This window comes from Ruegeria sp. CDSC042, assembly GCF_059610745.1.
Window position 1 is genome coordinate 21,339 of the sequence record NZ_JBXWOF010000016.1, and the last position, 14,540, is coordinate 35,878.

Genomic DNA, 14,540 nt, shown 5'->3' on the forward strand with positions numbered 1-14,540 from the left:
CAGCAAGTCAGAACAGGTATGAAAGCCTCAAGTCACCACCAAATGATTGTTCATTCTCACCCAATAGTGCGCCAACCGAGAGTTTCAGAGTTGTCTGCTTGCCAATCCGGCCTGCAATGCGTGCCTTTAGCTCAAAGAACTGATCGTCATAATTCGATGTCGACCTGAAGGTCCCCGCAGTTGCGGCGTGATCAACTGCCGAGACGTCGCTTTCAAAGTCATCGCCAAAAATGCCCAGGTAGCCAACGCCAAAGCGCATATCCATCGGGCCGTTTTTGGTTTCAAGATCCCATCCGAATTCGACACCTGGGTTTATCGAGTACTTGGTTGTCGATGAAGAACCAATATCAAGACTGAACGGCAGCGATCCACCGATTTCGCTCCCATCTTGTCCTACCCACGTCACGCCAAGGTCGAAGTAAGGTTCGATGAATGAGCCACCAGACCGTTCAAAGAGCTGCGAAACACGCCCATGTAGCGCCAGCCAGCTATTGGAGATATCGTTTTCAGTCGGCGACACACTGAAGCTGTCTAGACCATTTCGGGTCAGGCTATAGTCACCCCGTCCACCTGACAGCGAAAGTGCATAGGTACGATTTTTGTTTTCGCGTTTGAGGACCGCACCGACGTTGTATCGGTCGCCATCGCCAGAAGAAATTGATGTGCTGTAGTTCACGCCTTCGTAGGACAACGCACCGCCCAAGAACCATCCATCCGAGACCTCAATCTGAGCACCCCCTGCGATACTCCAAGTGTTTTCATCAAATGAAAGATCGCCATTGTTTGCGTCCGCATTTCGCGTCAGGCCACCAAAGGAAAACCATGAACAAGTTCCCTCATGCGAATAGGAAATCTGCCCGTCTTCATTCGCTTCTGGGCAAGACATCAGACGCTCTGAAAACCGGTATGAGCTTCGCAATGACGCGTCCGACAAACGTAAGACATCTGCACTGGCGACATGCTCGTAAATCTCGACCACTTCCTCAACTGTTTCGACGGCAAGTAACGGGAAAACAAATGCATCCACATTTGCGAACTCATCGCTGCCCGACGCGACAGCGGTGTTTCGTGCGTCTGCCAGTCTACCCAGGTATCCTGCAACCGAATTTAGGTTTGGATTGGAGGCATAAACGCTGGGCTGAGAACGCGTAGTATCTCGGGTGTCATTCACCCCAGAACTTATCGGCTCAGATTCCCAGGCCGCATAGTTAACATCATAATTTAGCGAAAGAATATCTTCCCCATTGCTGGTAGTCTTTGCCAGACTATAGGTGACAATAGCGGTGTCACTAACAGTCAGATCGGTGGTTTCCACAGTAGTTGCTCCGTGGACAATCTCAATGCTTCCTGTCGCGCTATTGATAGGCAAATGATCAACCGGGTTGGCCACGACAGTCCCTGCAAGGGTCGCAGGGCCATCCTGAATAGAGATCAAATCGCCAGAGTTGCTGTCAAAGTCGAAATCAACCCAAAGAGATCCCGTATCAGATTGTGTGATTGAACCGGTTAGCTGAGTGGTGGCCACATCGCCCAGGGTTCCTCCCACGCTACCGATTGACCCGGCTGACATAGTGCCGTCGTTGGTCAATTGTGACGTGCTTGTCCCTAAATCGAAAACAATTCCAAGACCAAGCAATGCGTTCTCATAGTTGTTAAACGCATTCTCGGTGGCAGAACCATTTCCCTTTGTCGCAACCAGCGATACTGAGCCCTCCCAGATGCCGTAGTTGTCCACAGCCATTTCGCCATCATGGTTCTTCAACGCATAGCCATATGTAACACCCTCCGAGGAAAATGTTTCTGACCGCTTTATGGTGCCATGGTTGACAAGACTGTTGTCACTGTTCCCCATTCCCCAAAGAATGGCTTCTGTCGTGTCTTCGCTGGCGGTGATCGATCCCCCCTCGTTGACCGTTAACGAGATCGCACCATCGCCATCATAGCCATCGCTTTGCAGAAATACGCCACGGCCATCCACTCCGGTCGCGGTGATATCGCTATTCACGATCAAGGTCACATCACCTGCATCCTGACCACCAGCGGAGCCAGCATCAACATCCGCTCCGCTGGCACTTTGAGCAAAAACACCCACAGCACCGGCACCCGAGACCGATATAGGTGCATTCACCGTGACATTCACATCACCGCCTGCACCATTGTCTGCTCCACCACCGGCCCAAGATATGGCTTCGCTTTCAGCATCGGTAATCAAGCCGCCCCAGCTTGACGCACCGCCACCACCGCCAATCGATTGAGCCCAAACGCCATGTCCGCGAATGCCGGTCGTGGATATTCCCCCAGACCCGTTGCTTGCATTTCCAATTGTAACGTCGACTTCACCGCCGTCGCCACCGTCGCCCGCGACCAAAGCTGTCCCCACGGCAATACCAACGTTCAGATCAACGCCAAATTCACCAGTCAACGCACGCGCAACAGCGCCTGCGCGACCGCCTCCGCCACCTACAGACTGAGCGAAGACGCCCATTGCATCAATTCCTGTGGTAGCGATGTAACCTGTCGACTCAACCTCGACCGTATGGCCATTTCCGCCATTTCCACCGGTTCCACCAACGGCGAACTCACCAATACTACCCGCACCCGTCGACGCGGTGCCGCCATTGCCGCCGCCTCCGCCGATGGATTGCGCAAGGATTGCGTCTGCCGCAAATCCTGCGGTCGAGATCGAACCGGAATTGGTGACAGTAACAGCGTCACCATCACCGCCGCTTTCCCCTTGGCCACCAACTATCGCGGAAACGGATGTGAAAGAACGGACATTGCTAAAGCCTTGACCTGTTGCAGCCGAGATATACCCCAGAACTTCGTCTGCCGTGGCATCCGGCAGAACGTACTCAAGCCCCAGCGAACCACCGCCGCCGTTGCCGCCACCGCCTCCAATCGATTGTGCAAAGATGCCGTAGCTTTCAGTGCCCTCTGTCTCAATCGTTGCAGCGTTGTCTACGACAACCGCACCACCATCGCCGCCATTTGATCCGTTGCCACCAATCTCGATACTGGCTTTCGCCGAGTAGGTTGTTTTGGGTGAATCCTCATCGGTTGAGGAGGCACACGTGACCGAGCTTGGCAGGACCGCATTGTTGAAGGTGCATGCCCCTACAATACTTTGATTGTAACCCGAAACGGAGCCTCCGTCACCGCCCCCACCCCCAACGGATTGCGCAAAAATACCGTAAGAAATACGGTCCGCCACCTTGTTACCGTCATCGTCGTATTCTTCGTATCCCACTTTGATGTTGCCGGTATTGTTGACCGTGACATCACCGCCATGGTTGCCACTGCCGCCTTTGCCGCCGACCGAAATCCCAACATTGACGTTACCCGTCTTGTCGGTCGTACCTTGTTGGCTGGAGGTATAATCGAAAATGGCGGTCCCTGCGTTTCCAGCGCGACCGCCTCCGCCACCGACGGCCTGGGCATAAAGGCCGTGCGACTCTACACCATTTGTTGTCACGGCGGCCGAATTCGTTACGGAAACGTCACCTGCAGTTCCGCCCCCTGCACCCGACCCGCCTACGGCAGCTTCAAAGTTTGCGCTACTGCTCTCGGCCATTTGGATCGCAGCAGCAACAGCATTCCCACCATAACCGCCGTCACCACCAATTGACGTTGCCATGATCCCGTCAGAATAAGCGCCAGCGGTGACAATCGAGATCGTGTTTTCAACGCTCACATCATCGCCAACGCCGCCTGATCCTCCGTCCCCGCCAACTGTTACATCGGCTTGCATTCCAGCGTCAGAGCTGAGCGTGAGTGCACCCGAATAGGACGAACCACCGAATCCACCATTTCCACCAACGCTCGAGGCAAGAATACCCCGTGAAGCATAGCCGTAGGTCGTAATCAGGTTCGACGAGTTTACCGTAGATGTTGAAGTTGCGACCGTAACGGTACCTGACGAACCGCCGCCACCACCGGCGCCGCCAATAGTAACGCCAGTTTGCGCTGAGTATTCTCCCGCGCTCAGGCTACCTGCCGCGGAGAACGCACCATGACCACCGCTGCCACCTAGGCTCATAGCCATGATTGCGTCCGCATAGTCACCTGAAGTTAGCACTTGGCCCGACTGTTCAACCGAGACATCTCCGCCGGTTCCACCGCCGCCACCTTCACCACCAACTGTGACCTGAGCCTGCCCCATCGAGGATGTCGTGCCCGAGATCGCGGCAGTAGCGCTACCACCGCCGCCGCCAACGCTCATAGCCTTGACAGCAGTTGCATGATCTCCTGCAGTCTGCACGAGGTTGTCCGTGGAGACAGAGACATTCCCAGCCTTGTGCCCTCCGCCACCGTTTCCTGAGACTGATACTGTGGCTGCTCCGGTCGATGTACCGTCTCCTGCGATCGAGATACCGCCGCTGCCTCCGCTGCCGCCAACCGACTTAGCCAGGATCCCAATGGAATTGTCTCCAGCTGTAGAGATCGTGCTGGCTATTCCCAAAGTCACATCCGCAGCATCGCCACCGCCGCCACCTGTTCCTCCAACCGCAAAGTTCACTGCACCCGAACTCGTTAAGGATCCCGCAATTGTCATCGAACCGTGGCCGCCACCGCCACCGATTGATTGCGCGTTGATCCCGATTGCAGAACTTCCTTCTGTGCTAACCGCAGTGGTATCATCCATGGAAACCGAAACACTGCCAGCATCGCCACCTGCGCCACCGGCTCCGCCGATAGACAAGTCCGCATCAGCTGTCGACGAACCAGTTGCTGCGACAACGAGCGCTGCATTGCCGCCATTGCCGCCAACACTTTGTGCGAAAACACCATCCGAGGCGTCACCCGTGGATGAAATTGCAGCTGTTCCAGTGATATCCACGGAAACCGTGTCAGCAGATCCACCACTACCTGCGGCACGTCCAACTGCAGCCGAGAGGCTGATGTCCGAAACGGCATTGGCATCAATCGAGATGCCGGACGCCCCACCACCGCCGCCTACAGACTGTGCCTTTACGCCGGTGGAATTGTCTCCGGACGTGGCCACATTACCGGCACTGCTCACCGTCACAGCGCTGGCGTCACCGCCGGTTCCGCCCTCACCGCCAATAGACGTACTGGCCGCAATGTTTGAAGAATTTGCAGAAGAAATGGACATTCCACCAGTGCCGCCGCCACCGCCGACCGATTGGGCATGGATACCTGCAGAATGATCTCCTGCAGTTGTCACGCTTGTCATGGCCGAGGCACCATTCGCTCCGGTAAAGGACACCGCAGCGCCGTCACCGCCAGCTGAGGCATCGCCACCGGCACCTACGGACATATCAATCACTGCACCTGCGCTGGCCGAAATGCCGTATCCGCCATCTCCGCCGCCACCGCCAATCGATTGCATGTAAATGCCGGTCGAGTGGTCACCCTGGGTTTCAACAGCACCGGTTCCCGTACCGACCACGGCGATGGCCCCGCCATCGCCACCAGCTCCGCCATTGCCACCAATCGCAGAGGAGAACTCTGCGCCGACCGAGATCGAATTCGACCCTGATCCGCCGCCACCGCCGGCACTCTGCAAAAAGATTCCGTCGGAATCCTCGCCTTCGGTAGAGATAGTCGCTCCACCGGATGACCCCACGGCCATGTTTAGGGTGGCATTAATGGTGCCACCATTACCACCGTCGCCGCCAGTACCGCCAATTGAGGTCATTCCGCTGGTAGAATGGCCTCGACCACCGCCGCCGCCGATTGTCTGGGCGTGCAAAGCATCAGAATATGCACCTATGGTCCCGATCGTTCCGTTAAGATCTATAGTGACTGCGCCGCCATCACCGGCGGAACCCGCATCGCCGCCAATGGCAACAAGTCCGGTCGAAGATCCCGATGCCCCACCGGAGCCGCCCTGACTTTGCAGGACAATGGCATCCGAGTAGTCTTTGTTGGTATTGACGGCACCACGACCCGTGAAGGATACCGCTCCACCGTCACCACCAGCTGATCCATCGCCACCTAGCGCGACAATCCCGTCGGCCGAGCCGCCGATGCCACCTCCGCCGCCAACCGATTGAACATAAGCAGCAACGCCATAGTCGGAATTCGTGACAATGGTGGTCTCATCATAAAGTGTCAAACTCGCTCCGGCGGATGCTCCTCCTGCCTGCCCGCTAGCTCCATAAGTGTCTAGGCCAGAGCTTGAGCCGCCTACCCCACCAAGCCCGCCGACCGATTGCAAGACCAAACCATAGACCCCGCTGTCCGAGGATCCAGCATCCAGATGTCCGTTGAAATCCAAACTTACATTGCCGGCACCACCACCGCCGCCACCGCCACCGGATTTCCCACTCGACAATCCGCCGCTGCCATCGCCCCCATCGCCGCCGCTACCACCAAGTGATTGCAACACAATGACTGGCCGATGGTAGTTTTCAATTATGTTGCCGCTATTGCTTAGGTCAACGATAACGTCTCCGCCGATACCACCCTCGGCTCCGTCGCCTCCGCTAGCTTTGTAACCATTGCTTCCATCGCCACCAGACCCACCGTGCCCGGCCTGCGACTTAAATGTAAAAGTCGGCTCAACGGAATCGTGATCATACCATATGATATACCCTTGGCTTGCATCGAAATTAATGTCACCGCCATCGCCACCGGTTCCACCATTTCCAGCCTTGCTATCATCCAGATCACCACTTGCGTTGCCACCATGGCCACCCTCGCCGCCGATGGATGAAACGTTCAGATAGGTTTGCGTACCAGTTTGTTCGTTGTTCAGGTAATTGTAGAGCGTGAAATCGATGTCGGCACCGGCCCCACCGACGCCGCCTTTACCTCCGGTTGCGGTCTTTAACACGCTAAAGCCTTCACCGCCATGGCCGCCTTCACCACCTTGGCCAGTCACCGACAAAAGTTGAATATCGGTATCAACGCCTTGTGTTTTTCCAATGCTGAGCGTGATCGATTCACCACTTCCCCCGGCTCCACCCTCACCGCCATGGCCGTTACCTAGATCAGACTTTCCCGAACCGCCTTCTCCACCATCTCCGCCATAGGTCCCGAGGGTAACGTCGGTGCCCGACATGAGACCAGAATCCCAATACAACAAAACTGGGCCACCGGCTCCACCGTCGCGTCCATCGCCACCTTCATGAGTTGAGGTCGAGGTGTCGCTGCCATTGTCGTTTCCGCTGTGCCCTTTTCCACCTGTGCTGGTCGAGTAAACGACGCTCCCGGTCACTTGTATGCCATAAGTCTCGTCACCGTTTTGACCGTCAACGACGATCTCAAGTTCGCGACCGCTCGTACTGTCGTCAGTGTGGTTCTCACCTTCTTTGCCTGTGGACGTAAACCAGAGGCCATAGTTCACACTGTCTGATTCATTGCTCAGGAAATCCGTCTGCTGATCCATATGGATACCATAGTAGTCACCGCCTGCCGTATCGGACCCGTCCGTATCTTCTTCTTTGAACGAAGTGAGATCGCCCTGACACCGCCAGGTGGTCACGTCGGATTCGAAGTAGCATTCATCTGCCAGCGCCTGCGACCAACCAAAAACCGTGAACATCACAACCAGGGATGAGGGTGTTCCGGACATGACAAAAGCATGCGAAATCGTTGAAATCGGTTTCATGTAACGTACCCGTTTTTTTGTTCTTCAGAGCAAACCTCGGCTCACTCATTTTGATCCAAGACGTAACAATTCAATCCGGGTCGTTCATTGTCACAGCGTCTCAGTCTGCAACTGAGGAAATGACCGCGATCTTTACCTCAAAAGTGTCTGTAGTTTCTGGACCTTATTGGGTGGGCGGCCCTTGATCTGCCATCAGGCAGGTCGTCGAGATGGACTACATCAGAACCGCTTTAGTTCAACTTAGCCCGCGGAATGTGAGACAACTCCTAGTTCAGAAATCGGAGTTGAACGGATCGACCTGCAATTGGTCGGTCATGTTCCCGAGAAACATACACGTCAAACCCGTTTGTATTTTCGCCATAATTGAAACAAACTCTGAAAATACTCATTTAGGTGTATGTTAAGTTTAGAAGCTGACCTATGGTTGTGTCCTGATGTTGAGGAATGGCACGGGAGTATTGATCCATACGATGCCACCAGCGCCGGGACACTAAACAACGACACACTGGCTTATGTCACATTCGGCACCGAGCGGAGTGAGTTTTGTTACATCGGTTAGCCATGATGGAGCATTTGTGAGCAAGTGAGCAGCACAGGAAAACCTGCCCAAGAGGGTCATGACCCAGTGCCGATGTTAACGATGACTTCTTCGTGCTCACTGGAAGAACAAATGGATTTCGCGTTGGACACCAATCGCGAGGGATTTGATGTTGATTTGGCAACAGATCTCGAGCGGGTGAGTATCGACCAAAAGATGTGGTTCGCAGACAGTTTTGCCCTTTCCGCCGGAACGTGGAATGGCCTTGCCTTTTCTCGCATTCCCAACAAGCATTCACTGAATGACGTTTTCGCGATTGAGATCCTGTATTCGGGGGTCGAGCACTGCCATACTTCAGGCGACCGATCAGAATTCAAAGTTTCGACGACCCATATGCATTCGGGTAGCGAGTATCGAGATGCCTTGGAAGATGCGACTACAGCGGGCCTCTACGTCCCAATTGAAGCTGTCGGGTTTGATCCTTCTAAACACACAGAGCACCTGTTTCATTCATTGGATTCATCAATAGGCGCGCTTATTGGAACTGCCCTGCAGAATGTAGTCCAACGTATGCCCTACATGCCCGCAAATGACGTGCCTGACGCTATTGAAGAAGTAACAGATCTGGTCCGCGACCTTATTCTGGCCAATCGAAAAGACGTTAATCGGGGCAATGTTTCACGCGCCCGTAGGCTGGCGATTGACGCTTATATCGACGAACACATCTTTGACACGACGCTGAACGCCAACAAGCTTTCAAGCGAATTCGCGGTATCCCGCGCAAGCCTGTACCGTCTATTCGAAGCTGACGGCGGTGTAGAAGCCTATATCATAAAACGAAGATTGCACCGCACCTTGTTGACACTCAAGCACACGACATCGAAACGCGGAGCCGTACGCCGGGTATCGGAGAGTTTCGGCTTTTATGATGCCGGGAACTTTACGCGTGCTTTCAAAAACGAATTTGGCTTTAAGCCATCTGAGGTTCTTGGCACGGGTGAAATCCAAGTCACAAATCTGGTATAGTTGATACTGGTTAGAAACGAACCCGGGTACGACACGGTACAACGCGTTAGCTGTCTGAGAAACTTGGGTTCTGCGACCTTGGGAATTTCAATTGTAAGTTTTGGTCCCGTTTCGATTGAAACCATCAGCTTATTCTAGGCTCAAGACCCATCGCCAGTATATGACCAAATACTAGATGCGATCCCTGAATCGCCAGTTCCAATCAGAGTTGATTGACCCACTTTCTGACCACATTGCCTTTGCCGTGCGAACTTGAGCCATAGATGCGCTCCCAAACCGAGCAGAAACTTGGCTTCACTGTTTCTTCAACAGTAATCCGGCATTTGATTTAGCCGATTTACGAAGAATCAGATTGAGACGTGGAGACAGTGATCTGCCGCATTCGAGCCGTATTATTTTTACACGCTAAAGGTGTAAATAGGTGCGCACTTTATTTTCATTAACGATTTCAGCGGCTTAATAACCGCAAACTTGTCAGTCGAATACTGAATTGTCAATTGTTTTGGCAGGTGAAGGCGTTTGCGTTGGTTCAGCATTCAATGCAGTGCGAATTCGCAGCTGGAATTGAAAGAATGGCTGCCCGTATCACCTGAAACTACCGGAAATAAATTCGGGATAATCCCGGAGTGCATTTCTAACGACATGGCAATTCCTGGTTGCAAATTAAGTAGTTAGGGATCGGAACTTTGAAGAGAAAAATCACAAACATCACGCCCGCATATCAGTCATCATATCTGTTGCGGGGAGGGCGTATGACAAAACACAAGGGTCAGGTGGCCAGTTTTGCACCGTTACTTGGGCGACTAGGCAGACATGCCGCATCAGGTGTGCTTGGCTTGGCTCTTATTTTTGGCGGTGGAACTGCTCATGCAGGTGTTTGCTCGGGGACCGCCACCCCTGGTAGTTTTCTCTGTAACGGAGGGGCAAACCCCGCCTCTGATATCCCTGTCTACATCAATCGAAACGGACCAGTCATCGTAACAACCGAGGGGGGTTTCGATCTGAACATCAACAGTTATCCCAGCAACAATGCTTTTGATTTAACTGGTAGCGCGATCAACTTCACCGATGGAGTCGCTTCAACAATCACTGCCTTGGGCTCGAACTCCAATGGAATAGATGCGGATGTTCAACTTGGTTTTTCAGGCGATATTCAGATTACTTCAAATGGCATTATCAGGGCTGGACGCGCAGGGATCTTTGTAAGGCAAGGAGGGTCCGGGGGAGTTCGGATAAACACCAGAGATGTGACCGGTCAAAACACCCACGGAATCTTCACGAGGACAGACACTGGAGGAACCGGTGACGTGGAAATAAGTGCAGGAGAAGTCAACAGCCGACTGGCCGGTATTCGCTTGGTTCATTTCGGAGGTGGTGATGTCCGGATTGATGCCGGGATCATTAACAGCACAAACGGAGAAGGCATAAGCGCGATTTCTCTTGCAACCACCGACTATGACATGACGGTTACCGCACTTGGCTTGATAACCAGCGGAGGACCGGGAATTGCCGCACGACACAATGGTACCGGGACCTTGGCGATCACGGTTCTGGGTTCGATCGATAGCCAAGGTGGGGCTGCAATCGCTGCTGATACCTTAGCCGGACAATTGTCTACGATCGACATTCTAAGTGGTGCGACGGTTGTTTCGCGCTCCGGTCAGGCGATCACGAACAATGAAGGCGACAGCCGGGTGACGGTTGAGAACGGATCTATCGTTCTTGGTGATGTTGTGCTGGGCGGCGGCCGGGATGAGCTGATAGTTGAAGGGGCTGCGGATATCAGTGTACCGTCGCGCATTGACGGCGGCGACGGTACCGAAGATCACCTGACGCTATCGGGGGTATCGGGCCGATTTGACTTCGATCCGTTTATGAACTGGGAACACCTGACGCTAAGCAATGATTCCGATTTGGGAATAACCTCATTCTTCGCCAATCAGTTTGACACGATTGAGATTGACAGTGGTGCGATCATGAATGTGTTGCCCGGATCAGTCATTGAGAGTGATCTGACTGTTCAAGCAACTGGCAACCTACGGGCACAAGCAGGATATGTGACCCGATATCTTTTGGACGGCAGTGTTTTAAATGACGGGTTGATCTCGGTTTCTGACACCGTTGCCGGTGACGAGTTGTTCTTTGGCCGGAATCTGTCAGGCAGCGGTACAATTGAACTGGATGTGAATTTCACCAACGGAGCAAACGATTTCGTGCAGGTGGACGGTGACAGCGCAGGGGCCAGTCAAGGCTTAGGGGTGCAAAAGATAGGCAGCGGCAATGGTCGTTTACAGGAGTTCACACTTGTCAGAGTGTCGGGCTCCAGCACTGAAACCGATTTTCGCCTTGTTGATGCGGATTTCGTTACAAATAGCGGCGCACAGGCGATCAGCGATGGCACCATTTCCTACGTACTGGAATACGATGCCGCCGCCGGAACATTCGTTCTGACGCCATTTACCCGCCCGGGAACACCTGGAGGTGTGAATGGCAATCCTGGTGGAGATTTCCTGGCTGCAAGTGCCCAGCAAGCAAGCGATCACATGGCCTTTTCAAGTGCATTGCAGCGTGTTCGGATTGCAACGCGAAGCAGCGGCACTGAAGCCAATACGGTCAGTCGCTCGCTTAACAAACTGACATCGACCACGCGACCCTTGGTCTGGGTTCAGGCCGAGGGACAGCGTGACCACTACGAATCCGGTGGCCGGGATGTAACAACCAACAGCGGCGGCTTGCGATTTGGCGCCGGTCTGCCCCTGGGTGAAGTCGCGGGTGGGCAAGTGTTTGGTGGGCTCGAGTTTGGTGTAAGCAGCCTATCAACCGACATAAGCACTTCTTTGACCAGTGCCGATGTCTCGACCGACGCCTATGACGCGACACTCAGCGCGCTTTGGGTTGCGGATAGTCTGCTCTATGTCGACGGTCAGCTTCGCTATGGGTATTTTGATAGCACCACTCGCCCCAACGGGGGCGAGTCTGTGGACACCGACAGCAGCGGGTACGGGATATCTGTCGAGATCGGTAAACCATTTGCGATGCAAAACGGGCTGACGCTCATTCCGCAATTACAGCTGATGTACAGCGATATTGACATGGACGATGTTGCGGATCTGGCAGGCGGTGGTCAAACCGGCTCATTGGTAGATGGTGATACTCTAACAGCGCGGTTCGGGATGCGTGCAGAGCGCGCTTTTTCAGACTACTCAGTTCTCTATGGTCAGATCGACTATTATCACGCATTCGACGATGAAACCTCGGTGGCCTTCGGCCAGAACACGCTGCTGACGGAGCGTGGCCAGAACGCCGTCGCGCTGGCCCTTGGCGGCAATATCGAACTGTCAAGCCGAACGCGCGTGTTTGGCGAACTTATCGCCGAAACCGGACTGGGCGGCAGTTCTGACGACTACGCCTTTGGCGGAAACATTGGCTTTGAGTTCAGGTTTTGAAAACTAGCTAATGCAACCTCACCCAACACAGCGAACCTTAACAGGAACTAAATGGGGGCGATCACTACGCAAATGAGGTTCTTCATGACGTGAGTCTATCGTTTCAATCTATGCCTCCCCCCTCCTGCATTGATGTGAAACGTCAAACCGCGACGCGCTTGGAACCCGCAGTTTTCGACGCGCCCTTAGCGGGCCTCCACTCCGATCCCTGGCTCGCTAAACTGCCGTCGCAGCTCGCAACAGCTGCGGCGGCTTTTTTTCGGTAGAGTTTGAGGAAAGCGAACGGGTTGTGTCGCAAACTTTGGCGTTGATCAGAGCTACCACTCTGATTGGGTGGATTTATCCGGCGATCTCTGCAAATTGACGGAATCCGCTTGTCGAAGACCCAAGCTGGCCCTTGCGGATCATGTGGGCTGTCTCGATCCCTGCAAGTGTCGCTGCAGCTGAGACGAAGCTTTTGAAGCCGAGCATCGGCCTCATGAGTCGCTTGATGAAGCGGTGATCCTGCTCGATATTGTTGTTAAGGTATTTCGACCTGACGGTGTCGATCTTAACCGGCATCTGCAACCGCTTGAAGATCTTGTTCACGTCCTTGATCCCGGCCGCGTTGCTCCTGCTTTTGTCAATGGTGATCTGCTTCGGTATTCCTTTGATGCACAAAGCACTGGCGAAGAATCTCAATGCAGACTTGGCGTCTCGCTTCTCGGAAAGCATGAAATCAAGGGTTTGCCCGTCGCGATCGACGGCACGGTACAGGTACACCCATTCACCGCGAACTTTGATATAGGTCTCATCCATGCGCCTAGATTCCGCCGTGTTGGCCTTCCGTTTCTGAGCCGCGCAAGCTGTCACTGTACCCTAATAAATCAGAACTTACGGATTCACGGCGTTCTGGGGCGTTTTTGTACCCTTAATTGCAATTTATCCGCAGGTTCCTTGGCTTATGACTTGACCCCACTTGAGTGCTTCCAGATTGCATCGGCGCGTGTCAGAAGCGCTTGACGATTTACCTCTGCTCCGAGCTCTGAGATGGCCTGACGAGCGGCCTGCAAAGCGCTCTCCGACACTCTTGGGCGGCACAATCCAAGTGTTTCATGCCCGGTTGGATGCCCTGTTTCACCCAGTTCAGGAAGCGGTCGACCGAGGTCCTGCGACAATCCACGGATCCGCTCGATCATCTGACGATGTTCAGGAAAGACGCGGCTCAACTCCCGGGCCGCCAGGTCGTTTCCTCGCAGTATGATGGCGGCACCCAACAAGGGACGGGTCGTGCCGATACCGACCGCAGCAAGCGCCAGTAGCCTATCGCGCTTGTTCCCAGAGGTGAGCGACCAAAGACGCCCGATCTTCAGCACCGACATGACTTCCAGGGTCAGACTGATCCGGCGCAACCGCGCGAGATCGGTCGTGGTAGCAGCCGTCTTCAGAACTTCCGCGCCACGCAAAGCGCGGGCATGAAGTCTGCCTGATACATCTTTGGCTGGATACTTGGCTGCCAGGACCTGGCCGCAGATTTCACAGGTCATCGACCATGCCAAGCGCCAATGGCGAAGTACAAGATCGGGTGATTTAGCAACACACCCCGGGCAATATTGGAAGTCATGCCGGGACGCGTATTTCACGTCATGCTGCATTGTATCCGGAAGAGCCATGCTGACGATTTCATCCGGGGACCGCTGAACCGCCCCGCATAGCATGGCCCAGTTCGCCGTCCGCAGATCGCTTGCACATTCCGGCACCCTGCCCTGCCCAATACCCAGATAGCCACAAAGCTCTTCAACCGAACAATGATTAGCCTTCGCCAAGCGACCCATCCAGGTTCTGTCGCAAACTTTTTGGATGGCAGAACATCACTGGAATTGATTAGCAGTTTACCTCGCCAGTTGGGCGAACTGCTGAAACGGACGGAGTTTGGGTGTGAATTGACCTTTGCGGATCATGTTGACCAGTTCTA

Annotated in this window: 4 protein-coding genes and 2 pseudogenes; 2 read left to right on the forward strand and 4 right to left on the reverse strand. The window is 54.2% G+C overall.

The window, feature by feature from the left end; translation table 11 throughout:
• Positions 1–7 precede the first annotated feature (7 nt).
• Positions 8–7,576 (reverse strand): hypothetical protein, encoded by a 7,569-nt coding sequence (locus AC2FHX_RS20815; protein ID WP_496703638.1) that lies wholly within the window; start codon positions 7,574–7,576, stop codon positions 8–10.
• A 670-nt stretch (positions 7,577–8,246) separates the two neighbouring features.
• Between AC2FHX_RS20815 and AC2FHX_RS20820 the strand changes: the two genes are divergently transcribed.
• Both AC2FHX_RS20820 and AC2FHX_RS20825 read left to right on the forward strand, forming a co-directional pair.
• Complete coding sequence (locus AC2FHX_RS20820) at positions 8,247–9,140, forward strand: helix-turn-helix domain-containing protein (protein ID WP_496703636.1); 894 nt, start codon at positions 8,247–8,249, stop codon at positions 9,138–9,140.
• A gap of 752 nt (positions 9,141–9,892) precedes the next feature.
• Complete coding sequence (locus AC2FHX_RS20825) at positions 9,893–12,586, forward strand: autotransporter outer membrane beta-barrel domain-containing protein (RefSeq protein WP_496703635.1); 2,694 nt, start codon at positions 9,893–9,895, stop codon at positions 12,584–12,586.
• Positions 12,587–12,925: 339 nt separating this feature from the next.
• Here AC2FHX_RS20825 and AC2FHX_RS20830 read toward each other — a convergent pair.
• The 3 genes and pseudogenes from AC2FHX_RS20830 to AC2FHX_RS20840 all read right to left on the reverse strand — a co-directional run.
• Positions 12,926–13,390 (reverse strand): annotated as a pseudogene (locus AC2FHX_RS20830) (IS6 family transposase); the annotation flags it as partial.
• Positions 13,391–13,527: 137 nt separating this feature from the next.
• Positions 13,528–14,391: a TniQ family protein gene (locus tag AC2FHX_RS20835; protein WP_496703633.1), complete on the reverse strand. Its 864-nt coding sequence runs from the start codon at positions 14,389–14,391 to the stop codon at positions 13,528–13,530.
• Positions 14,392–14,457: 66 nt separating this feature from the next.
• Positions 14,458–14,540, reverse strand: a pseudogene (locus AC2FHX_RS20840) (IS6 family transposase); the annotation flags it as partial.